Genomic DNA, 23,585 nt, shown 5'->3' with positions numbered 1-23,585 from the left:
GTCTGAAAAACCGCACTTGATTTTCTCGTGTGCTTTTTCAGGCAGGCATTTATTTATCTAACAAGCCAATAATCGATTAGAACGCCGTTCAAACCATCTTATCCAACCGGTTGATTCGTTCGACGCTGCATCTTCTTTCATTACTGCTTTAAACAAAATCGTTTTTCAATACTACGCGATAACGCGCTTTGCCGTCGCGTACATGTTGCAAAGCATCATTAATGCGAGACATAGGGAAAGTCTCCACAATTGGTTCGACTTTCTTACGCGCGGCAAAATCCATCATGGTACGCAGATGAATCGGCGCGCCGGTTGGCGAACCCGCCACGGATTTTGCACCCGGAATCAACGAAAAAGCACTGATATTCATCGGCTCCAGCACCGCGCCGACCACGTGCAGCTTGCCTTCGGGCTTCAGCAAAGTCATGTAGGCATTCCAATCCAGCGGCACGTTTACAGTCGACACAATCAAATCCAAGCTGTTTTGTGCCGCGGCAAACGCCTCGGGCTGGGTCGAATTGAGCACATGATGCGCCCCCATGGCGCGGATTTCATCGTATTTGGCCGGATTTGAGCTGAACGCGGTCACTTCGCAACCCCATGCGTTGAAAAAGCCCAAAGCGATATGGCCCAGCCCGCCCACGCCTATCACACCCACTTTATGGCTGGCATTAATGCCGTGTTGCAGCAAAGGCTGGAATACAGTAATCCCGCCGCACAACAAAGGCCCGGCTTTAGAATAATCAATGCCATCAGGCATAGGAATCACCCATTGCCATTGCGCGCGCACTTTATCGGCAAAGCCGCCCATACGGATAACGGTAGGCACGGCGGTGGCGCAAGTATGCGAATTGCCGCCGATACACGGATCGCAATGCTGGCAGGATTCCGCCGTCCAGCCCACACCCACCATCTGGCCGACTTTCAAGCCTTTTGCCCCCGCGCCCAGCGCAGTAATTTCGCCGATAATTTCGTGCCCCGCCACCAGCGGGTAATGGCTCATGCCCCATTCGTTGTCGATCATTGAAATATCGGAGTGGCAGATGCCGCAGTAGTGCACCTTGATTTCCACTTCATCGTTTTTCAGCGCACCGGCATCGTAATCATAGTGTTCTAATGCGGCATGCGGCGCCGAGGCCGCATAAGCGCGAATCATATTTTGTGACATAGCGTGTCCTCTCTATATAATTAGGATTTGATTAAAACGATTTGAGGTATGAATAAGCCGTTTCCGGTTTGAGTATTATTTTTCTTCACCAAGAATCATCGAGCCGACGCCTTTGTCGGTAAAGATTTCCAGCAGCAAGGCATTTAAAACGCGCCCGTCAATGATGTGCACCGCTTTAACGCCGTTGCAGGCTGCTTCCACTGCCGAGCTGATTTTAGGCAACATGCCGCCGTAGAGCGTACCGTCAGCCACCAAATCATCGATTTTGCGCGGCGTAAGGTTGGTTAGCAAATTGCCTTCTTTATCCATCACGCCGGTGATGTTGGTCATCATAATCAGCTTTTCCGCATCCAATTCTTCCGCCAACCGCCCGGCTACCAAGTCGGCATTGATATTGAATGCTTCCCCTTGCCGGCCGACGCCGATGGGCGCAATAACGGGAATATAACCGCCGCGTACCATCTCTTTAATCAAAGTGGCGTCAATGCTTTCGATGATGCCCACTTGGCCGATGTCCACGCCATTGCGCTCGGGTGTGTTGATAAACAATTTTTTCGCCCGGATAAAATGGTTGTCGCGCCCGCTGATGCCGACGGCCTTGCCGCCGTTTTGGTTCAACAAGGAAACAATCTCTTTGTTAACATGGCCGCCCAGCACCATCTCGACAATATCCATCGTTTCCGCATCGGTTACCCGCATGCCCTGCACGAATACGCCTTCTTTACCCACCTTCTGCAGCATTTCGTTAATTTGCGGGCCGCCGCCATGCACGATAACCGGATTGATGCCCACCAACTTCAGCAAAGTAACGTCTTTGGCGAAGCCTTCTTTCAGCCGCTCTTCCGTCATGGCATTGCCGCCGTATTTAATCACGAAGGTGCTGCCGGAAAAACGGCGGATGTAAGGCAGGGCCTCGCCCAGAATATTGGCTTTTACGGTAGGGGGAATGTTTTCGCGTTCCATAGCTGCGGCTTTCTTACGGGTTTTCAGACCCGGCCATTATGCCATATAAACCGCAATGCCTGTCTGAAACGGCTTTTCAGACAGGCATTGCATTACAGCGCAACCTGCGGCTTACTTCAGGAAATTGTGCATCACGATGCGCGCGATGTCGTCCAAACCGAAACCATCGGCATCGGCGGCATTGCCGTTCGGTGTCAGGCTGTCAACGATTTGCGGAAGATATTGCGACAAAAGACTACCGGCCTGCGCGCTGTCCACACCCACCGCAGAAGCGGCTTTTTCCAAAGCACCGCTACCCAAGGCATCTTGAATCTGCGAAGCCGATACGGTCTCATTGCTGCTTTGGCTGGAAACCCAAGAGTTCAGCGCATCGCCCAAACCGCCCTGTTGAAGCTGGTTAAGCAGATTGCCTGCGCCGCCGTTTTGCTGCACAAGCTGCATCACCAGTTGCAGCGCAGTATTCTGGCTGCCGTCTCCGCCGCCGATGGCGGACGTGGCCGCACCAATCAAAGAATCCATCAAACCCATTTACGGTTTCCTTTTCTAAAACGTGTTAAAAACCCAGCCATTCTAACCGCAACCGCCACGATGATTGGCCGTTTTAACCTGATTTAGCAGCTTAATGTATGTTGTTATCATAACCGTACCGTCTTTAAAAAATGCCTGTCTGAAAATGTTCAGACAGGCATTTAATGATGATCTCAAACTCAAACGATTCACATTGAATTAAGCCTCTTTGCCGTTAAAAAACTCAATCGCACCACCCTCAAACAAACCCTGCAAAATCGCCTGCGCCGCCACTTGGTCAAGCACCGCCTTCTGGCGGCGTCCGCGCACCTGAGCTTCTTTTAATAGCCCTTCCGCATAAACCGACGACAAACGCTCATCCACCCAATACACCGGCAGCCCATAACGCCCGTGCAAGCGGCGACCAAATTTACGCGACAAACGGGTCAGTTCGTGTTCCGTGCCGTCGGTATGTGTCGGCAAACCGACGGCAAAATAGCTCGGTTGCCACTCCTGCACCAGTTTATCGATAAGAATCAGCTTCGCCTCATTACTGTTTCCGGTTACCGTAGCAATCGGATGCGCCAAACCGATTTCCGCATCGCCTTGCGCCACGCCGATGCGCACCTCGCCGAAGTCAAACGCCAATACCGTGCCCGTCGGCACACGCATCGGCTCAAGCATGACCCGCCCCGCCCATCAGCGTCTGCATCGACACACCCAGTTTCGATAAAGCCGCCTCGTAACGCGCCGAATGGGGCAAATCAAACAAAATCTGCTGATCGGCCGGCACGGTCAGCCAGGCATTATCCATCAATTCCTGTTCCAGTTGGCCTTTACCCCAGCTTGAATAACCGATGGTAATCAGAGCTTTATCAACATTCTCCGACAAACTGAGTTTTTCGATGATGTCGCGCGAAGTAGTCATGGCAATACGATCATTAACCGCCAAACTGCTTTGCCACGACCCTATCGGCGTATGCACAACAAAGCCGCGGTCTATCTGCACCGGCCCGCCCATCATGACCCATTCGCTTTTAAAACGCTCAGGCGTTTCCCTACCCGCCGCCTCGAATACCAAATCCATCGTTACCGGGGAAGGCTTGTTAACAATCACGCCCAGAGCGCCTTCTTCGTTGTGCTCGCACAAATAAATCAGGCTGCCTTCGAAAAAAATATCTTCCATCGAAGGCGAAGCAATCAGAAAATGGTCGGTCAAATTCATTTCAGGTTTCATGAACGTCACGAATCAAAGGATTTAAATAATGCAGGCTATATGGGTATCAATCATCGAAATACAAGAGCAAAAATCTGCACAACACATCATCTCACACTCTCCCCCAAAAGCGTAAATCGGCTATAATCCGAACAATCCGTCTACTCAGAAAAACCGCACGAAGCCGCCATGCAACCGAAAAAACTGCTGCTTGCCACCCTTCTATGCCTGAGCCTCCCAGCCTTCGCCGAGCCTCCCAAGCAGGAATTGCGCGATGTCAGGGAAGCCATCAGCAGCGCCCAAAACGACCTCAAACAAAAACAGGCCGCCCACCAGCGTGCGCAGGCGGCACTCAAAGCCAGCTTGGCCGCATTGGAAAAAGCCCGCAAAGAGCTGGCCAGCCTTACCCAGCAGCAAAATATCGTATGGAACCGGCTGCAAAAATTACAAAACGAATTAGAACAAGTCAAAACCGAAGTAACCGGCACCAAAGCACAAGTCAGCCGCTTGTTGGCCAGTCATTATAAAAACCGCCGCCCCAATTCCATCTCGCTGTTCCTGAAAAATGCCGAACCCGGTCAAAAAGCGCGTTATCTCGAATATATAAAACACGTTAACGAAGCCAACGAAAAAGTTATCCAGAATCTCGTCAAACAGCAGGGCGAACTCGAAACACATGAAAAAGCCATTGATGCCGAGCTGACCCGCCTCAAAAAACTCAAAGCCGCCAAACAGGCCGCACTTGGCAAACTCGGCAAAACACACAGCCAAGCGCAACAGCAAAGCAGTGAGCTGAATAACCAAATCGACAACCAAACACGAAAAATCGCCGCCCTGCGCGACGACGAACGCCGTTTAAACAATCTGCTTGCCGACATCGCGCGCCGCCATGCCGCAAACCAAAAAGCGAAAGCGCAAAATCGTAAAAAAGCCGCACAAGCACGCCTAGCCCAATCCAACAAAACCAAGCCGACTCAACCGAAATCCCAAAGCCATACACCCGCTACAGGCAATCTGACCGCCGAAGATCGTTCGCTTTCCGGCACCGATCAAAGCCAGTCCGGCGCATTCAGCCGTATGCAGGGGCGCTTGCAAAGGCCGGTTGGCGGCAGTATCGCCGGGCGCTTCGGCCAAGCCCGGCCTAATGGCGGCTCTTGGCGCGGCGTTTTCTTCGCCACCCCGCCAACCGGCGTTGCCAGCATTGCCTCCGGCACGATAGCCTATGCCGGTTCGCTGCCCGGTTACGGCAATACGGTGGTCGTCGATCACGGCAGCAGCTACCTCAGCGTTTACACTGGTTTAAGCAGTATAGCCGTTGGCGGCGGCGCCCGTGTCGGCGCGGGCAGCATCCTTGGCACCAGCGGCACGCTGCCTTCCGGCGAACAAGGCCTGTATCTGGAAATACGCTATCGCAACCAACCGATGAACCCGCTCTCATGGATAAGATAAGTGTAAACGGTTTGTTATCATTTTTTTACCCGTGATGAGTTGCCCCTATAAAGTAAATCCAATAAAGTTCCACACTTTGACACAACCTTCTCCGAAGATTGGAAAGAAAGAGAAAGCAAAAAGAAATGGCTAATTCTACTCTGAAAAAAGTCGCACTCTACACACTAGGCGCCTTCAGCGGCGTGGCACTGAGCTTAAGCGTACAAAGCTATGCTGCACAAAAAGACAATCAAAGCGCCCTGCCCGTTCAATCTATCCGCACAATGGCCGAAGTATACGGTCAAATCAAAGCCAATTATTATCAAGACAAAACCGACGAGGCTCTGCTCGAAGGCGCCATGAAAGGCATGGTTGCCGGGCTTGACCCCCATTCGGAATTCATGAATAAAAAAGACTACACCGATCTGAAAGAATCCACTTCGGGAGAATTCGGCGGCTTGGGCATGGAAATCGGTGCGGAAGACGGCTTTGTTAAAGTCATTGCACCGATTGAAGACACACCGGCAGAACGCGCCGGCGTGAAAAGCGGCGATTTCATTGCCAAAATCGACGGCGTATCCACCCGCGGCATGACCGTATCTGAAGCGGTCAAAAAAATGCGCGGCAAACCGGGCACCCCGATTACCATCACATTATCGCGTAAAGACGTTACCAAGCCGATTACCGTCAAAATCATCCGCGCCATCATCAAAGTAAAAAGCGTGCGCTACAAATTATTGGAGCCGGGCTACGGTTATGTTCGCATCAGCCAATTCCAAGAGCGCACCGTCGCAGCGCTGAACGATGCACTCAAAGCATTGGATAAAGAAAACAAAGGCCCGCTTAAAGGCCTTATCATCGACTTGCGCGACGACCCGGGCGGCTTGTTAAACGGCGCGGTAGGCGTATCGGCCGCTTTCCTTAAAGAAGGTCAATCGGTTGTTAGCACCAAAGGCCGCGACGGTAAAGAAGGCATGAAACTTTCAGCCACCAAGCAAGATTACATGACCAGCGCCGGCCATGATCCGCTCAGCGGCATACCGGCGGAAATGAAAAACATCCCGATTACGCTATTAACCAACTCCGGTTCCGCCTCTGCTTCCGAAATCGTTGCCGGCGCACTGCAAGATCACAAACGCGCCGTCATCGTCGGCACGCAAAGCTTTGGCAAAGGTTCCGTGCAAACCGTATTGCCGCTTTCCAACGGCGGCGCAGTCAAATTGACCACCGCCCTTTACTACACGCCGAACGACCGCTCGATTCAAGCTCAAGGCATCGTGCCGGATGTAGAAGTGAAAGACAAAAAACGCCTGTTTGAAAGCCGCGAAGCCGATTTGGCCGGCCACATCGGCAACCCGACCGGCGGCAAGGAAGTAAACGGAAATATATTCGAAGAAGCCGCTTCTTCCGCCTCGCCGAAAAATGCAAAGGAAGAGAAAGAAGATCTCTCTTCCCGCCGCGAGCCCAATCCGGCTAAAGACGAGCAGCTGAAAAAAGCCTTGGAATTAGTCAAATCGCCGGCTCAATGGCAAAAATCCTTGGGCTTGGCCGCTAAAAAACCGGCGCCGAAGAAAAACGAGGATAAAGAAGATAAAGAATAACGCACTTGGTTATTAAAAAATGCCTGTCTGAAAATTTCAGACAGGCATTTCGCTTATAATAAAGATTCAATTCAAAAGGAGAGCCGAGATGAAAGTCTATACAGCAGAAGAAATGCGGCGCCACGAACAAATGGCCGTAGACAAAGGCACAAGCTTCGCCCAACTGATGGAAAATGCCGGCAGCGCCGCCGCATCAGATATACTGCGCCGTTTTCCACAACACGGCAGCACATTAATCGTTTGCGGCAAAGGCAATAACGGTGGCGACGGCTTAGTTATCGCCCGCATATTACAAGCTGCTGGCTGGCAGATTGACATCGTTTTTCTATTAGGATTGAAACTATCCGAACTGGCAGAAGCCAACCGGCAAAAGCTGCTCAAACTGCCCGGTATTTCATTCCTCAATCTCAATGCCTGTCTGAACAAATCGTACACACTCATTATCGACGGCATCTTCGGCACCGGCTTTTCCGGCACCCTGCCAACAGAAATCGCCGCCGCCTGCCGAACCTTAAACAACATGTCCGGCAGCAAAATCGCCCTTGATATCCCAACCGGCCTAAACGGCGACACAGGCGCCGCCGACAACAACACCTTCCGCGCCGATATTACCTATACCTTCGCCGCATACAAACCCGCGCATACTCAAGTCGGCAGCAAAACCTACTGCGGCGAAATCATATGCTTGGATATCGGCATCGAATAACCGATGCCTGCCTGCACATATAGCATTACCAAACTTAAATCAACAAAGCCGCTGCAAGTCTTATTAAACTTGCAACGGCTTCGCTACCTGCGTCTACTATCTTGAGTTCACACAATCAACACATCCTGAAACACATCCACAGCAGGCTTAGCGCCATGATGCTCCACCTTACCACGCCATTTACTGCCCAAATGATAAAAACGCAGGCTATCGGTGTCAGGATTATAAGTGTCCAGCAGTTGATTTTTCAGCTTCACCCATTGATCTGGCGCCACATCGCATTCAAAGACCGAATATTGCACACGCACACCATAATCCAAACAAATTTTGGCAACGCGCCGCAATCTGGCTTGCCCTTGCAAGTCCTCCAAAGAAATATCATAAGTAATCAGCATTAACATCATTTACCTCTTTGCCCACACAATGACCGTCTGAAACATCAACGCATCAAAAACGGCGGATATTCCGCCAAATCTCCGCGCAAATGACGAGCAAGTAACATGGATTGTACATAAGGCAATAAACCAATTTCCACTTCTTCCAGCAAAAACGGATGGGTAATTTTTTCTTGCTTTTTGGTTTGTAAAGTTTGAAATAACAGTTTACGTGCTTCGGGCTTCAACATGACCGCTCCGCTGGCTTCTCTAATAAAATCTTGTGGCTTAATCTGACCGCGGTTAATCAGGCTGAGCACCATTCTGTCCACCCACCACGCACGGAACTCTTCCAGAATATCTTGTGCCAAGCTATCTCTACCAGAACGGTCGGCATGCAAGAATCCTACTTGAGGATCCAAACCAACGCCTTGTAATGCACCGCTAATTTCTTTTCCCAATATGCTATATAAAAAGGATAACAATGCATTCACTTCATCACGTGGTGGGCGGCGGTTGCGTCCAGCAAACACAAATCCACTTTTTTCCGCAATCAAATGCTGAAACACAGCAAAATAGCGCGCTGCCGCATCACCTTCGATACCACGTACCACATCGATACTTTGTGCCCGTTCTAACTGCTTTAGACCGGCATTCAACGCATGAATGGCTACCTGAATTTCATCATTTTCACCATGATTGCGAATTTGGCGTTGCAGCACTCGCTTAGATGCTTGAATTTTGGCAGCAATGATATTGCGTGCAATTGGTACTGGATTGGTTTCTGATCGTTTATACTGCGCACGACGTAACAACACGTTGCCGCTTTGTCTCCCCTGAAGCCGTCCCAAATAACGGCCGTTTTCGGTAAAAAATGCCAAATTGACATTATTCTCACCACAAAACCCCATCAGAAATGGCGACACCAGCACATTACCAAAACAGAAAATATGCCCAATCGCATGAATGGGCAATTGAGCTACTTTCTTTCGTTCTTGTTCTACCACTAAGGTTTCACGCTCCTTATGCAGATAGCTGCCTTGGGTGGTGATATAGAGCGTGTTTTGCAGTTTGCGCATGAAGAAACTCCTTGGGGTTTGGACGCACTTTTTGGGATGAGGACGACCTGAAAATATAAGTAGGTTGCAAATTTATAACTACTTAACTTTAATCCTCAAAAAGTTATTGGGCTCAAGCATTTCTTCCTCTTGAACTAAAGGTTTTACTATATTTTTAATTTCATCCCACGTCATATTTGCCTTAAAAGAAAAGGCTGGATCTGACTCACCCCATACACAATTCATTGTTCTATCAAAGAATTCAATTGTTGTTCTCCTTGGGGTACGAGCAAGGAGAGAATCAAAAAAATTATCGACTACGGTGTAGTGATGAGAATGTATAAATTCAGACCAACTATCTACCAATTCATTTTCAGAACGAATATCGATAAATTCAAAATCTTCAAGATTCCTATCATCAATTTTTCCCCAAGATTCTTTTAACAGAGAAATAGCTTCTGTATCTGTTGCTGGTGCACTATATCCAAAAACCGTAACAAGATAAGCGTGTCTAAATGCATTCCTTACAGCCTTCCAATTATCTTGTGTAAATGGATCTGCTGCATAATTTTTTTGACGTATGGGATATAACAGCCTGCTAGGTTGGAACGGTTTTTTACACTCACGACAAACATTAGCATTTAGATTTCCACCATACCTATGCTCACTACAATATCCTACTGAAACATTACCATGTAAAAAAGCCAAATCTGGGAGATCGCTCGTAATACGAACAGCACGTTGGTATGCTTGCAATAACAGCGGATCCCAATTAAAAGTTGCTACCAAGTCCTTTCGTCTTAAGGATAATAAAATTAAATCATATATATTAGGTTCATCAGGAATTTCTAAACAAGAAAAATATTCCCTTATCTTATTATCTAATTCTTCTCTGATGGACTGACAATCATCTCGATCGTGTAATTCTGAATAAATATCCTCCAAGTTATTACTTTTGGTATTTAAATTGATATTTTTTATTATCGAAGACATCCCTAGCTCTTCAATAAAATTATTCATAACAGATGATTTTCTACCATTTTTATCGCCATTAGGTATAGCTGCCATTGTAGCCCCTGCACCAAGTAAAACTACATGTGGACGATTTTTCATTAATAACTCAAATTCATGAGCTTGATTTTCATTCATAACATTCCTTTTATAATTAGATGCTTATTAAAAGTTAATTCCCCAAACACCCCCCCCTCCACATACCCCACACTCCTATCCCGTTTCCCCAGCAACTCCAGCTGGCAATCTCCACAACTGAGCAAACGGATAAAGACTACAGCTTGCTACTTAAAGTTTAACCGCACTTTTAGGGCAACGGCTTGTGCAGGCTACCTGAAAAAACGGACAGGTTGCTGAACTTACGAATATGACTTACCTCTATCATATGGCGAACACATCGCCTTACACCAAAAACCCATCACAATTGCCGCCGCAATGATGATGATTCCGTATGGAATCATGCCGCTGCCGTTTTCATATACTGCCCGTCCGCCCGGGAAGCCCGTGCGCGCGGTATTGGCAACTGTGTGGCACGCAATCAATACAAACACCGAGCCGCCGCTGCCGTTATACAGCCATACATAGATAATCCTCACGGCAACCGTTCCTGCCAGCCCCCATGCGATCAGTTCGGCAGACTGCCCCACGGCAATCATAGACGGCAAGTGCCACAACGCCCACGGCACCCCGATAATCAGCGCTGTAACAAGCGGGGTAAAACGCCGTTGCAGACTCTCCGTAGCGTAGGCGGCATAGCCCAATTCCTCGGCAACTGCCGCGATAAAGAACATGACGAACGCACCGGCAAGCGGCGCAAACGATACGGATAAGGCAGGTATGGTTTGCCCCGTTTGACGTATCGCGGCATAAGTCAGCAGATAAAGCAGGGGAAAAATCAGTATCGCCGTCCAAAAATAGGCAGAATGCTTTATCCGCCCGTAATCAAACACACATCCAAACAGTCCGCGCACCGCCGCCATGCCGCCTTCGCGGTAACGCAGCAACGCGGCGGCAACCGTCGGGGTGAGTGCCGCGCCGATGTCGGTCAGCGGCAGATTATCAGGCAGAGGACTGTGTTTGAGAAACAAAGACAGCAGCCAAAACGGCGCGCTCAAAGCGTACACCAGCAGAAAATATTGCCATGGATGCGAATAATTCATGTCCAGGCTTCCCGAATACTTGTCTTGCATATTACCTCCATTTATTCAGCAAACAACCCCTCCACATACCCCACACTCCTATCCCGTTTTCCCAGCAACTCCGGCTGACAAATCTCCACCAGTGAGCAGGCTTTGCAGCGTTTGCCGTAGTCGGGTGGCGGGGTTTGGCCGCTGTTTAGGAGTTCGCGCACAGCGGCGATGGTGGCGAGTGTTTGGTCGCGTAGGTCGCCTGAAAACAAGACGGGGACGCGGTGACGGGTTTGCATATACCACAGCGCGCCTTCGTTAACGGTTTGCCCTGTCATTTCTTCCAAACATAGTGCTTGGGCGCAAAGTTGGATTTCATCACAATGCTCGATTTTAGGCTTACCTCGCTTGTATTCCACAGGTTTCAGACGGCCTGTTTGCAAATCTCGTTCTACCAAATCTAAAATGCCAATAAGCCCTAATTTCTCCGCCGACACATGCACCGTCCGCTCAAAGCGCACGCCTTTGCGCGTTTCCGGCTCGCCAGAGGCTGGAGTAGTTGACATTACAAGAAAATCAAGAATCATTACATTTCTTACAATACAAAAAACCTTGATATCCTACCAATTAATTTTTGAGCCTAACATACATCTGTTCTTGAGTACCTTCCTCATTTTTCCTTGATTGATATTCAAATATCTCAGGATATTTTTTTACTAAATCGGTAAATTTTTTGCATCCATATGTTCTCGGATCAATATCCACTTGTAATCTTTTCCATGTAGATCCAAACGCTGTCATTGGCACCCATTCATTATCAAATTGCTCAAAAATTTTCTTAACAGTATCCAATGGTATTATTTTGCTAGAATGAGTTGTTTCAGTTGTATTATCCGCTTGTGATTTATTTTGCTGAGTAACTTCTTCTGGCTTTTCAGCCTTCTGCTTCATTTCTTCTGGTGGTAACAAATTCTCTACATAAATAAACTGACTACATGCATTACGGAATGATTCGGGCGTTTGTTTTTTCCCAAATCCATACACTGTTACACCTTGCTCTTTTAAACGAATAGCCAGTGCTGTGAAATCACTGTCGCTTGATACAATACAGAATCCATCAAATCGATTGGTATACAATAAATCCATTGCATCAATAATCATTGCACCATCGGTTGCATTTTTTCCTGTTGTATAAGCAAATTGTTGCATAGGTTTAATCGCATATTCGTTAATCACGGATTTCCATTGGCCATTAATACCAACAAAATTGCCATATATACGTTTAACGGTTGCTTCACCAAACTTTGTTGTTTCCTCTAAAATGGCATGGATTGTTTTGGCTGAAGCATTATCGGCATCAATTAAAATAGCCAGATGTGCTGATTTTTCTTCCACCACATTCACACTGGTTTTTACTTTAGACATTTTATACCCCTAATATTTTATAAACATAAAATTATAATAACGTTGGAAACGTTTGATATTCTATAACAACTCTTCCACCCTCACACCATTTAGGCCGTCTGAATCCACTGTGATGCGATAGTCATCAAAACTGGCTGCCGGTGTGCCTGTTTCGCCTTGAATACGCTCAACGGTTACACGCTCAAACAATTTATGTGCGGGTTGGTTGCCAAGTTCGCTATCGTGTTTGAAGACAATTAGCTTGCGTGCTGCCATTTCGCCACGTGCGGCTGCACGGTCGTGTTCAAACATTAATTGCAAGGCTTGCCATAGTTTTTGCAAATCGGTTTCGTTAAAACCGGTTTTTTGTGCCAAGTTAGCGGAGATAAAGCCGTGTACGCGATAGAGTGCGTAAGGCACGATGTGTTTACGACCCATTGTGCGTTCTTTTTCCAAATCTTTTTCATTGGTTACTGCCATGCGTGTGATGGAGATTTCCAAAGGAATAATCGGATCAATGGATTGGGCAAATGCCAGTTGTACCGGGCCGCGCACTTGCCCGCTGTTGACTTCGGTCGTCATCACGGCGCCAAACGTGCGGATATCAAAGAAGTTTTTGCACATCCAAGCGGTTAAATCACGGGCTTTGGCTTCGTCTTTCGGCAGTTTTTTTGCTTCAGGTTCAATACTCAATGCTTCATAAGCGCGCTTGTTTTGCAGATTTAATACGCTTTTTTCTTTGATATAGATTTCATAGCCGGCTTCGTTTTGGCTGCTGATTTCGATAAAGTTGCGGATTTTGCGTTTTAAGCAAACGTCGGTAATCAAGCCTTTGCTGGATTCAGGATCTAAGCGCGGCATATTGCCGGCATCAGGGTCGCCGTTTGGATTGCCGTTGGTTACATCAAAAAGAAAAACGAATTCGTAACGGTTTTGGATAGGCATTATTCTGCTCCTTAGTTTTCTTCATTTTCAGATTCGGTATTATTAGTTAGATAATCACCCTGTTCGATATCCTCAGGAAGATTGCCATCTTCTTGTTTGCTATATTTTTTAAACTTTTGTTGATAGTAACCTACCACAAAGCGACCTTGTTCTTCTAAAGATAAGTGACGAGGAAAAGGGGTTTCTGCATCAAAAACATATACAATTTCTCCAACTTTTCGTTCCAGCCAGTTTGCCAGTTTTTTAGAATCACCTTTAACCCATTTCGCTTTCTTTCCTTTTCTCAAACTAGAAATATGCGTCCGATAATTATCCAGCAATAAAGGAAAGGTGCTGTGTGGCGTACTCGATGCACCTCCATAAAACTTATCTCTAACGCCTGCATTCAATTCGCCAAGAGCGGAAGACTGTGCCAATTCGATAATGGCAAATAAACGCCCTAACCGATACGGAATATCTTTGCTTTCTTCATTTAATCCCATGGGAAGTTCCTCTTTATATAAGCTATTACGATTGATAACCGCTTTAATGACTGCAACACGTAATCCTGAAATATATCCGTCAGAGCGAATACGCCCAATCATACGTGTCAACATGGTTTTGGGATAAAAACTGCCTGTTAAAATTGTCCGCATGTATTCTCCGGCTAATTGCGGCGGAATGTCTTTGCTTTCCGATTTTTTCAGACGCCCATCTGCACCTTTTCGTTTTGGCGTTGTTTCCAATAATATCCGCCAAATGGAAGGTGCTTTAGCTTTCCATGCAGCCGGTTCAATTTTTAAATCTTGCCAATATTTAGCCAAATTAGCCGCCAAATGCCCAAAATCGGTATCCAGCCAAAACCGAATAGAAATCCGCGAAGCATTCGGCGCCAGCCCCAATACATAAAAACGTGTGTTTTCATCCAACTCAGGTGCGATTTCTTTTAACGGCCGCCCTTTGGCAACCTGTTCCAAGATATCAAAAATCTTGCGGCTTTCTTCTTCATCATCCGGCGGGTTCATGGTATTACCAAAGAAACTCTCAGCCGCTTCGGCAGCTTGTTCGTCATCCGCCTCCGCCCAAAACACGGTGCTGGCATCGCCGATGGTTAGGCAATGATTATTCTCACGTCGCAATAAATAATTAAGCGCAGTGGTATAAGCAAACGCAGCTTGCTCCGATACCGGTGCGTTATCGCCTTGCTCTTTACCAAAGGAAGCAAAAGATTCTTTGTTAAACGAGATGATTGAACCGCCCGAGCTTTGCCCGCCGAAAACGCCTTTAATCGCCGGATGCAAACGGGCAATCGGCGCTTCTTCACCGCTCACCAAACACCAGCCTTGCGTGGCATCATCGGTTTTTAACAGCGTTGCCCAGAGCTGTTGTGCTGCTTCGCGCTTATGAATAAATGCTGTTGGTTTTTCTAGGGCGAACACCACATTGGCATCCAACATTTCTGCTTTACACGGCGGATTTTGAAAATCTTCAGGTTGCCACTTTTCCAGAAAACGACGTAAAGCCAACAAGCCTTCATCCGTTGTATCTTGCAATAAATCCAAATGATGCTGCCTGAAAGCCGAGAATGTTTTTTCAGACAGGCTATAAGGCTGCTCCTTGGCGGTGGCTTTATCTTTATTACTTTCCACACCAAGCGCGTAGGCGGTTTTATCCCATAGAAAATTAGGTTTAACGCCTGAAGTTCGTTTTTCAGGGCGAGGCACACTCATAAGTTTGGGCAGTGGCTTTTTATCACTACTAAAATTAGAGACAATTTCCAATAAATCTCCATCCGCCGACAAAACCAAAATCCAACCGATTTTCTCTTCACTAAAACCATAAGGCGGTACTTTGGCTTGCCCCGTGGTGTTATCCGTTTGCATTGCAAGTCGGCGATAATAATGAACAAGTGATTGCAAAATCATGCTTTCACCTCCTCATCATAAAACGGCGGAACATTTATCACGCCATTTTGCATTTGCGCACGAAAAAACCGCGGCTGATTGCCACGGTCAAAATCTATATCATGCAACATCCAGCCCAAATCACGGTTCCGCTCATTTTCAGACAGGCATGATGGCGGCAAAGGATCGCTATCTTCAAGCAAAGCAAAATTTGCCGGAAACTCACGCACGCCCATACACGGCTGCTGAAAACATTGCCCCTTAGCCGCACGCCGTTTGAACATCTCAATATGCTTGGTGATGTTATCGCTTTCGCCTCGCTTGTTGGTCATCACGATATGCGCCTCAATCACATAGGCAACATCTTTCAACACCGTTGCTGCACGCTGTTGGCGATCGTCTTCAATCAGCAAATGCAAATCTTCCACGCTCTTGCGTTTCATCGCACCGCTAATCTTGCTGGCGGAAATCTTACTGCCCAGCTCATTACGGCGCACCGATTCAAACTGAATCGGCTTTAATACATGGATTCTATCAACCACCCAACGAATCGCCGGCTTCCAATGTATCGCCGCCAAAATGCCACGTACGGCAGACGGCGTCGGCATATCATAGGAAACCCGTTCCACCTTCATCTCCGCTCGGGTAAAACAGGCATAGTCGCCCCAGATATGTAGCCTTACCTTATTTGCCATGTTTATTCTCCGTTTTGATTAACACACAGCCGCCCGAAGGCGGCTGATTCGGCTTTTGCTAACCTATCAATTTTAGTTTCAACCCACGCACAATATTGTGCGAAAACCGTTTTCAGACGGCTTTTACTTCAAAACGCAGAAAATCAGTTATTTTCTGAGCTTCGTTAACCTCATCATGTGGAATCAATATATATCGCCAAGGCTTGTTTCCTACTTCTGCAGCATATTCCGAAGCATGTTGACACCATTTACTTGCGGCTTTGGCTTTGGTTTGCACTTCAACCGTTTCTAAATCTGTTCGTGCTTTCGTTTCTGCCATTAAGATATATTGCTCAGTTTCAACCACAAAATCAGGAATATATTCCGATTCATCAACACCTTGTTTATAATAAATCTGAAATTGCCCTTTGGCAGGTTTAAACCACTTCTGTGCATCTCTTTCCAGAATAACAGCAAAACGCCGTTCCGTATCTACATCAAATTTTTGATATTCATAAAGGCATTTCGTAAAACTACCAAATAGCATCTGTTTGATTCTGCTTTTATCTGTAATGGTTTCTCGCACTGTATGCACGGGTTCATTTTCTGAAATGGTGTAATTAATCCGTTTTAATTTCGTAAAACCACGGCTTACATTCACTTCATAAGTCGTTGCTCTTTCCCAGAAATGAGCCATCATCTGTGCGTGAATTTCTTTAGCGATTAAACGGCGATCTTTGTCTAAAACATTTAATGTTTCTTCCTCAGATAAATAGCTTTGTAGATGAGCAACCATTTGCCCGGCCAAGTCATAAAGCAACTCGGCTTGGCTGGCATAATCAATATCTTCAAAATCAATCAAGGCATAGACGATATAATCTTCCAAGCACTTTTCTTTCAACCCCATTTCATGGGCTAAGCTGCTTTGTTCATTCGTATGCAGGTTATGAATGGTAATTTCACGTTCGCTAGGTTGTAAGTTTAATTGGCTGACATCTAATTTAAATGGATGGAATCCCGTCTGAATATCGTCGCTTGGCACAACGGTAATACGTGGAATATCAATCGTCTTATCAACCATAGTTTGAGTTGTTTTTGCCACAATATCAGTTACATCAGTCGGATCTTGTTGCAATAAATCACCTTGCTTCGGCTGTAATCGCTGTTTTACTTCAGCGGTAATGGCTGCCTGAATTTCAGGTTTTAATAACGCTTGGCTGGTGGGTACTTCCGTCTTTTTTGATTCATATTGGTTGATTACTTCCAAAACAACACGAGCAGTCTCTCGTTCTTTTTCGTTATGAAAAACCGGAGCATGATTATTTGCCTCGATATGCGCCGGCAAAGATTCCTTATCAACCAATCCTAAGGAACTCTCTACACCACTTGGCACTTGCACGCTTACTTTTGCATCATCTTTTGTCGGTGCATCAAGAATAACTTGTTGTAGCCTTAAGACGGAATCACCTTTATTCGCTTCATCGATAATTTCCTGAAATTTGTCGTGTGCAACAATATTCAGGCGATCAACTGCTTCCACTCCCGTACGTTTACCATAAGGCAAACGCAGCCCGCGCCCAATACTCTGTTCAATCAAAGTGCGGGCATTAGCAGCACGCAACGGCACAATCGTATAAAGATTGGTTACATCCCAACCTTCTTTCAACATATTCACATGCACCACAATTTCCGTTGGCTCATCAATGCTTTCCACTGCCAGCAAACGGGTAATCATTTCCTCTTCTTCTTTGCCTGTCTTGCTGGAGTCTACTTGGATCACTTTGCCACGATAACGTCCGTTAAAAAAAGCATCTGATTCCATCAAAGACAATAATTGTCCTGCATGGGTCGTATCACGTGCAATTACCAGCATAAAAGGTTTCACGGTAGATACACTATTTTCACGTGCATAAGTCAACAGCTCAACTTTTGTCATTTCATGCAAACGAACGCCATCCTCTAACTTAATCTTTTCGATTTCTTCTGGCGAATAATGACTCGCATTGAAATTACGTTGAGTAACCACAGCCGGCATTTTGACAAAACCATCATCCAAAGCCCGTGCCAACGGATAATCCATCACCACATTTTTAAACGGAATTGGCACTTTGGTAGACTCTACAAAAGGAGTTGCCGTCAGCTCCAGCCCAAACAACGGATTTAAATCATTAATCGCCCGCATACCTGCCTGAGCACGATAACGATGAGACTCATCCATTAATAACACCAAATCCGGCAAATTAGCCAAATAATTAAAATAGCTATCGCCCAAGACTTCGCGCATCCGCTTAATGCGCGGTTCTTTGCCTCCACGAACTTCCGAATTAATTTTAGAAATATTGAAAATATTAATCCGAACTTCGCCAAACAATTCTCCGCCACTAATATTCTGCTGATCATAATTATCACCAGTAATCACACGAGGGGAGTTAATAGCAAACTCAGAAATTCCTTTAAATACATATTTAGGCGTGTTTGGCGTGAAATCTGTGATTAACTTGTTATAAATCGTGAGATTCGGCGCCAGTACAAAAAAATTATTAATTCCGTATGCCAAGTGCAGATAAGAAATAAATGCACCCATTAAGCGAGTCTTACCCACTCCTGTTGCTAAGGCAAAACAAAGCGACGGAAAATCGCGCTCAAAATCCTCTAAAGTAGGAAATTCTGCTTTTAGGCAATTTAAAACTGCATCAATATTTCTTTCATGCTTAAGCATTTCAGGTGCAGAGCTTAATGCCTGAGCCAGACGAGATAAGCTTTCCGCTTGCGGAGCACGCAATGATAAACGCCCATTAACATGATTTAGTACTTTGATATTCATTGTTCCTCCCCCGTCTTCGATTTTATTTTTTGCGTTAATTGATGTATTGGTGTTTCAATAAATCGCTCAAAATCTTGCTCTACCTGTAAAGGTTGCTTATATTCTTTCTGCTTATATAAGGCATATATTTGGTGTGCTTTATCTTCAGCCATTTTTGCTGAAACTTTACCGGCGTGATCAAGAATATCTTTTCGGGTTAACCTTAAAAAATTATCTAATTTTTGAACTATCCGGAATTTCCGGATAGTTCGTTCTGGGTTTAATTCATCTTCATCAAAAATATTCCCCAGATGCTCACTTATCGTTTTAACAGATACTTGATATAACTGAGCCATTTGTGTTTGACTTAACCAAAGCCCATTCTCTTCAAACCGCACTTGAATACGCGTTTGAGCATCTTCTGTTTGATAAAGTAGAAACTCACCTAATGATGGAGACAGTTCATTCATTTGAATCCTCCACATTCTCAAACAAATTGTTTTGAACAGAGTGCTGCTCAGACGAACTTTGTGTTTTTTCTGTTTTTAGAGTAGGGGAAGAGGCAATATCGCTCTCAGCCATCGGTAGATTCGCCACATTCAAACTATAATCATCATGCCCCCATTCACAGCGAGCCAGTACCATTTTGGGAATCTTTCTCAGCGTTAAGTTAGGAAAACGTTCCGCTGCTTTATCTGCTGAAATACCACGATAAGCCGCGCAACAAATCAATAAGCTACGCCCTTCGCCCACTTCATCTGATAACGCTTGCAACTGCGCAACCGACAAATTCTGCGTGGTCACATAAATAAAATCCTGCTCACTAGAGAAACCATGCTGCCACCACACAGTTTCAGACGGCATATAAGTAAAGCCTTCCAATTTAGCCAATGCTTCGGCTAGCATGGCTGCATTATATTCAGGATTAATAACCGGATTGTCCCAACGGTCATTAACAATCAAAGACGGAGCGAGACGGTAATAACGAAAACCGCCGCCACCTTGCCAATTAACCTCTTTGGAAATACCGCCTTGGTCTTCGCCATCTATCACTTTTTGCAAACGTGGAATAATATGCGTATGACAGTGTTCGCCCAATTCCACCATAATCCAACGCCGCCCCATCTTATGCGCGACTGCACCTGTCGCGCCAGAACCGGCAAAAGAGTCGAGAACTAGATCACCGGGGTTGGTTGCTAGATGGATAATGCGTTGCAGTAATTTTTCTGGTTTTGGCGTATCAAAGACATAGTCAGAATTAAATTGTTTAACTTCTGTTTTTGCATCTTGGTTATGCCCAACCTCTTCATGCAACCAGACAGTAACAGGCACTAAACCATTTTGAATTTCTGATAGAAACTTTTTCTGCCTAGGCACATTAGTTCCATTTTTACCAAACCAAATACGATTATCTAAATCTAATTTCTCTAGAGTTTCTTTTGAAAATCTTGGATATGTTCCTAAAGGTGGTTTCCAAGTTATTCCATTCCTGAAAGTGAATGAAAAATTACTATCTGAACCACTTTTCGCATGTAATGGAGATGATTGCCAAACTCCTCTAGGATCATTATCAGGATTAGAATAATTTTTATCAGAACTTTCTGTTCTTGTTAATAAATTAGGCTTCCATCGTTCTTTATTTTTTGCATAAATTAAAACATGGTCATGGTTATCAGAAAACCATTTTGCATCATTTGCGCGAGTATGTTTCTTCTGCCAAACCACATTCGCAACAAAATTCCCACGCCCAAAAATCTCATCACATAATACTTTTAAATAATGAGCTTCATTGTCATCAATGGTAATCCACAATGAGCCATCATCTGCCAGCAAACGTTTGATAATCTCCAAGCGGTCACGCATCAGCCCCAACCAAATGGAATGTTCCAAACCGTCATCATAATGCGTAAAAGCACTACCCGTGTTATACGGCGGGTCAATAAAAACACACTTGACCTTACCTGCAAATTCCTGCTCCAACGCTTTCAATGCCAATAAGTTATCGCCAAAAATCAACCGATTATCAAACAACGCATTTTCCGACCGTACTTTGGCATGATACGACTTCCCCGCATCTTCCAACAAAATCCGCGCTTCCAATTTAGGTCGTTTCTCTTTACCTATCCAGGTTAGTTCAAGTTTTTTTAGTGTCATGTTAATAACTCTTTTAAATACAGTGTGTCACCATTTTTTACGGAACGTTTATACGCAGCATTAGGCTTGCTTTGACTGATTCTTTGCTTAGGTATTGTTGTAGTTTTATTTAAATTTCCAGTATGAAAAATCACATATCTTTCTTCATCTATAGGAAGTTTTGTACCATTAAATTCCTCATATAGTGAAATCAGATATCGAACAAATTGGCGAGTGCTTTGAAATTGAGGACTATATCCTTCTGAATTTCCTGATTTTAAATCCATATAAATAACAACAAGTTTTCCATCCTGTCTAATAAGTAAAACAGCATCACAAGCACAATGATGATTAAATTGGGCGTCTATTTTTAACAAAGGGGACATCACAACAATATTTTTTGCACTTTTATGAATATGTTTGCATTTCCTCCCCTCATCAGGACTAAAACAAAACCAATCACCATTTACTGCCTCAATATTCACTTTTTTCAGTTTTGCTGATTTATCATGTTCAACTATTTGAATATTTGTATGTTGTGCACCATTGCATAAAACACAAGATATTGAGTTCATTAAATAATCCATTTCTGGAGTTAATGCCATTCCCACTATCCTCCGTAAACTAAATTACTTTGAATTTCATTCATTAATTCAATCGTATCATCAAAAGTGGATACCTCTATGCCGAAATTAGAATGAATAGTTGCTTGTTGCAAAACATTCAATTGTTTTCTCGGACCACCTTTTGTCGTGATGTAAAGCTTAACCAATTCTGGATTTAGAATTTCTTCATCTACATATTCATATTTTTCCTGCACATTTTTTGTATGCTTTGTTTTTTGATTTAGCATAATTAGCGTGTTTAACTCTTTAACTAAATAGTCACTATGCGTGGTCATAAATACTTTAACACCTGAATTTACAAGCCTAGAAATTAATCGTGCAAAAGCGCGTTGATTTTTTGGATGTAGGTTTAATTCTGGTTCATCAATAATAAATAAATCTCCAACCTTAGCTCTACAACGCAAATAAAAACCGACATCCAGCAGCGCTCTTGCACAACTGGATGCTTCATTCATTGTAAATTTTTGTTTTCCTTTTTTTGCTTGAAAAAACAACCCTTGATTACGAACCACCTTATAGGTTCCACCAATAATAGTATAAAAAGAAGGTAGTATTTCAGGATTTTGTTTAGATAATTCACTAGTTTGTTTATCAATATCTTCTAATTGACGTACAAACTCAACGTTATCTTCAACTGGCCAAGCATAATCAGTATCAACCTTATCTAACAATTCCCATGGCATAGATTTGATTCTCTTGATATCTTTAGCATCCATTTCATTCAATGCTTTGAGAATTCTAGTTCGAGCCATATCCAATTCTTTTCTAAAAATCGCAGCGCCAGTTCTCTCAGCACTTGAAATATGAGTATTAGGAAAATAAGGACTAAATACGATATCAATAATAGCTTCTATTACAAAACTATCAAAACTAACTAAATGCATTTTATCGTCTGTTGTTAGTATTTCTAAAATTGTTGAATTTTCTTCTTTTGTTATAGTTGTTAATATTTTACCTCCACCTTGAATGTTACTTTTAAAAGGCTTCCTTGATATAGGAGACTCTGTATCAATATTGACATTAATAATTGTCTTGGAAAAAGCTCCTTCTTTTGATGCAAATACCTCTGGTAAATAACCAATAAACTCTTCACTCATTTTATTTAAATAGGTATTTATTTTACCTTTAAACATTTTTTCCAAATCAATTTGATATTTTTCCTTAGGATGTTCAAGTTGTCTAATTTCTAAATAAATAACTTTACGTAATAAATTCTTCCAATTACGTAAAAAACCATAAATTGCATAAGTAGCGTAGGTTTTTCCAGTGTTATTTTCACCACAAATAATTGTTAAATCAGATAATTCTAATTCAGCCTTATCTAAAAGACCTAAATTCTCAAAATGAAATTTCATTATAAAATACCTATCTTAAATCTTAATATTCTGTATATGGTAGATATTAAATTATCTCCCACTCAATCACAAACAATTCTTTCTCTTCCACTTTTTGCTGCAACTCCGCTTCTAATTCATCAATCAAGCGGTTACGTTCTGCTTCGATATTATCTTGACGTTCATATAGCTCACGGCGTAGCTTATTGCGCTTTTGTTCCAATTCTCGCTGTTTTTTCTGCCAACTCAGTTTCTCTTCTAAAGTAGCAGCTACTGCAGCCGTACGGCGAACTTCTTTAATCTCTCTGTCTATTTCTTTAATTTCTTGTTCTAATCCAAGTTTTAAGTCGTCTGCCCAGTCTTCCAGCTTTTTCACTTCTTGTTCAAAATAGCCTAGATTGCGTTCATTAATTTGCTTGAGTAAATTTTGCTGCCGTTGTTGAATGTTTTCTTCTAAGGCTGCCTGAAAAAGGTTGTTGCTCATTTCACCCGCCAATGTTGCCGGTAATTGCAATAGTTTTTCAGGATCTTCTTCTTGCAGAATGGTTCCATCAGATGTAACCGCAGCCAATAAACAATGTTCTTCACGATTACCCAAGGCTTCGACAGTTAATAGTTTCAAAA

General features: G+C 44.4%; 21 protein-coding genes and 2 pseudogenes. 3 read left to right on the top strand and 20 right to left on the bottom strand.

Going from position 1 to position 23,585, the window contains the following annotated elements; translation table 11 throughout:
* Positions 1-148: 148 nt before the first annotated feature.
* The 5 genes from Q4A84_RS00115 to Q4A84_RS00095 form a co-directional block, all read right to left on the bottom strand.
* On the bottom strand, positions 149-1,168 hold the full coding sequence (locus Q4A84_RS00115) for an NAD(P)-dependent alcohol dehydrogenase (protein WP_303086894.1): 1,020 nt from the start codon (positions 1,166-1,168) through the stop codon (positions 149-151).
* Between the two features lie 75 nt (positions 1,169-1,243).
* Positions 1,244-2,131: an acetylglutamate kinase gene (argB, locus tag Q4A84_RS00110; protein ID WP_303086893.1), complete on the bottom strand. Its 888-nt coding sequence runs from the start codon at positions 2,129-2,131 to the stop codon at positions 1,244-1,246.
* Between the two features lie 111 nt (positions 2,132-2,242).
* Entirely contained in the window at positions 2,243-2,659 is a 417-nt protein-coding gene (locus Q4A84_RS00105) for a YidB family protein (protein ID WP_303086892.1), read from the bottom strand.
* 198 nt (positions 2,660-2,857) lie between these two features.
* Positions 2,858-3,322 (bottom strand): Holliday junction resolvase RuvX, encoded by a 465-nt coding sequence (gene ruvX, locus Q4A84_RS00100; protein WP_303086891.1) that lies wholly within the window; start codon positions 3,320-3,322, stop codon positions 2,858-2,860.
* Positions 3,315-3,863, bottom strand: a complete 549-nt coding sequence (locus Q4A84_RS00095; protein ID WP_303086890.1) for a YqgE/AlgH family protein — start codon at positions 3,861-3,863, stop codon at positions 3,315-3,317. The genes ruvX and Q4A84_RS00095 overlap by 8 nt, the downstream gene beginning before the upstream one ends.
* Before the next feature lie 180 nt (positions 3,864-4,043).
* On the opposite strand from Q4A84_RS00095, the gene Q4A84_RS00090 reads away from it, so the two are divergent.
* From Q4A84_RS00090 to Q4A84_RS00080, 3 genes are all read left to right on the top strand, one after another.
* A complete protein-coding gene (locus Q4A84_RS00090; protein ID WP_303086889.1) occupies positions 4,044-5,303 on the top strand; it encodes a murein hydrolase activator EnvC in 1,260 nt (419 codons plus the stop codon).
* A gap of 125 nt (positions 5,304-5,428) precedes the next feature.
* Positions 5,429-6,883 (top strand): S41 family peptidase, encoded by a 1,455-nt coding sequence (locus tag Q4A84_RS00085; RefSeq protein ID WP_303086888.1) that lies wholly within the window; start codon positions 5,429-5,431, stop codon positions 6,881-6,883.
* Between the two features lie 88 nt (positions 6,884-6,971).
* Entirely contained in the window at positions 6,972-7,589 is a 618-nt protein-coding gene (locus Q4A84_RS00080) for an NAD(P)H-hydrate epimerase (RefSeq protein WP_303086887.1), read from the top strand.
* Between the two features lie 107 nt (positions 7,590-7,696).
* Here the strand turns inward: Q4A84_RS00080 and cas2 are convergent, their stop codons facing one another.
* The 15 genes and pseudogenes from cas2 to Q4A84_RS00005 form a co-directional block, all read right to left on the bottom strand.
* The gene (cas2, locus tag Q4A84_RS00075; RefSeq protein ID WP_303087063.1) at positions 7,697-7,990 is read right to left on the bottom strand and encodes a CRISPR-associated endonuclease Cas2; all 294 of its coding nucleotides are present in this window, start codon (positions 7,988-7,990) and stop codon (positions 7,697-7,699) included.
* A 38-nt stretch (positions 7,991-8,028) separates the two neighbouring features.
* The gene (gene cas1c, locus Q4A84_RS00070; RefSeq protein ID WP_303086886.1) at positions 8,029-9,042 is read right to left on the bottom strand and encodes a type I-C CRISPR-associated endonuclease Cas1c; all 1,014 of its coding nucleotides are present in this window, start codon (positions 9,040-9,042) and stop codon (positions 8,029-8,031) included.
* A gap of 78 nt (positions 9,043-9,120) precedes the next feature.
* Positions 9,121-10,170: a hypothetical protein gene (locus Q4A84_RS00065; RefSeq protein WP_303086885.1), complete on the bottom strand. Its 1,050-nt coding sequence runs from the start codon at positions 10,168-10,170 to the stop codon at positions 9,121-9,123.
* Positions 10,171-10,391: 221 nt separating this feature from the next.
* Positions 10,392-11,192 (bottom strand): CPBP family intramembrane glutamic endopeptidase, encoded by an 801-nt coding sequence (locus Q4A84_RS00060; protein WP_303086884.1) that lies wholly within the window; start codon positions 11,190-11,192, stop codon positions 10,392-10,394.
* Positions 11,193-11,233: 41 nt separating this feature from the next.
* A pseudogene (cas4, locus tag Q4A84_RS00055) lies at positions 11,234-11,701 on the bottom strand (CRISPR-associated protein Cas4); the annotation flags it as partial.
* Positions 11,702-11,786: 85 nt separating this feature from the next.
* Positions 11,787-12,584, bottom strand: coding sequence for an NYN domain-containing protein (locus Q4A84_RS00050; RefSeq protein WP_303086883.1), 798 nt, complete (start codon positions 12,582-12,584; stop codon positions 11,787-11,789).
* A gap of 60 nt (positions 12,585-12,644) precedes the next feature.
* A complete protein-coding gene (gene cas7c / locus Q4A84_RS00045; RefSeq protein WP_303086882.1) occupies positions 12,645-13,508 on the bottom strand; it encodes a type I-C CRISPR-associated protein Cas7/Csd2 in 864 nt (287 codons plus the stop codon).
* Between the two features lie 11 nt (positions 13,509-13,519).
* Positions 13,520-15,412 carry a type I-C CRISPR-associated protein Cas8c/Csd1 gene (gene cas8c / locus Q4A84_RS00040; protein ID WP_303086881.1) on the bottom strand — a complete coding sequence of 631 codons (1,893 nt, stop codon included), beginning with the start codon at positions 15,410-15,412 and terminating at the stop codon, positions 13,520-13,522.
* Complete coding sequence (gene cas5c / locus Q4A84_RS00035) at positions 15,409-16,086, bottom strand: type I-C CRISPR-associated protein Cas5c (RefSeq protein WP_303086880.1); 678 nt, start codon at positions 16,084-16,086, stop codon at positions 15,409-15,411. The genes cas8c and cas5c overlap by 4 nt, the downstream gene beginning before the upstream one ends.
* Before the next feature lie 112 nt (positions 16,087-16,198).
* Complete coding sequence (locus Q4A84_RS00030) at positions 16,199-18,889, bottom strand: DEAD/DEAH box helicase family protein (RefSeq protein WP_303086879.1); 2,691 nt, start codon at positions 18,887-18,889, stop codon at positions 16,199-16,201.
* A complete protein-coding gene (locus Q4A84_RS00025; protein WP_303086878.1) occupies positions 18,886-19,338 on the bottom strand; it encodes a hypothetical protein in 453 nt (150 codons plus the stop codon). Before Q4A84_RS00025 ends, Q4A84_RS00030 begins: the two co-directional genes overlap by 4 nt.
* A complete protein-coding gene (locus Q4A84_RS00020) occupies positions 19,331-21,022 on the bottom strand; it encodes a site-specific DNA-methyltransferase (protein WP_303086877.1) in 1,692 nt (563 codons plus the stop codon). Before Q4A84_RS00020 ends, Q4A84_RS00025 begins: the two co-directional genes overlap by 8 nt.
* Complete coding sequence (locus Q4A84_RS00015) at positions 21,019-21,606, bottom strand: hypothetical protein (RefSeq protein ID WP_303086876.1); 588 nt, start codon at positions 21,604-21,606, stop codon at positions 21,019-21,021. Before Q4A84_RS00015 ends, Q4A84_RS00020 begins: the two co-directional genes overlap by 4 nt.
* 5 nt (positions 21,607-21,611) lie before the next feature.
* Positions 21,612-22,982: an ATP-binding protein gene (locus Q4A84_RS00010; protein ID WP_303086875.1), complete on the bottom strand. Its 1,371-nt coding sequence runs from the start codon at positions 22,980-22,982 to the stop codon at positions 21,612-21,614.
* Positions 22,983-23,028: 46 nt separating this feature from the next.
* A pseudogene (locus Q4A84_RS00005) lies at positions 23,029-23,585 on the bottom strand (DEAD/DEAH box helicase); the annotation flags it as partial.

Origin of the sequence: Neisseria sp. (assembly GCF_030527965.1) — a bacterium.
Lineage (GTDB): Bacteria > Pseudomonadota > Gammaproteobacteria > Burkholderiales > Neisseriaceae > Neisseria.
This window is presented reverse-complemented; position numbering and strand designations above follow the sequence as displayed.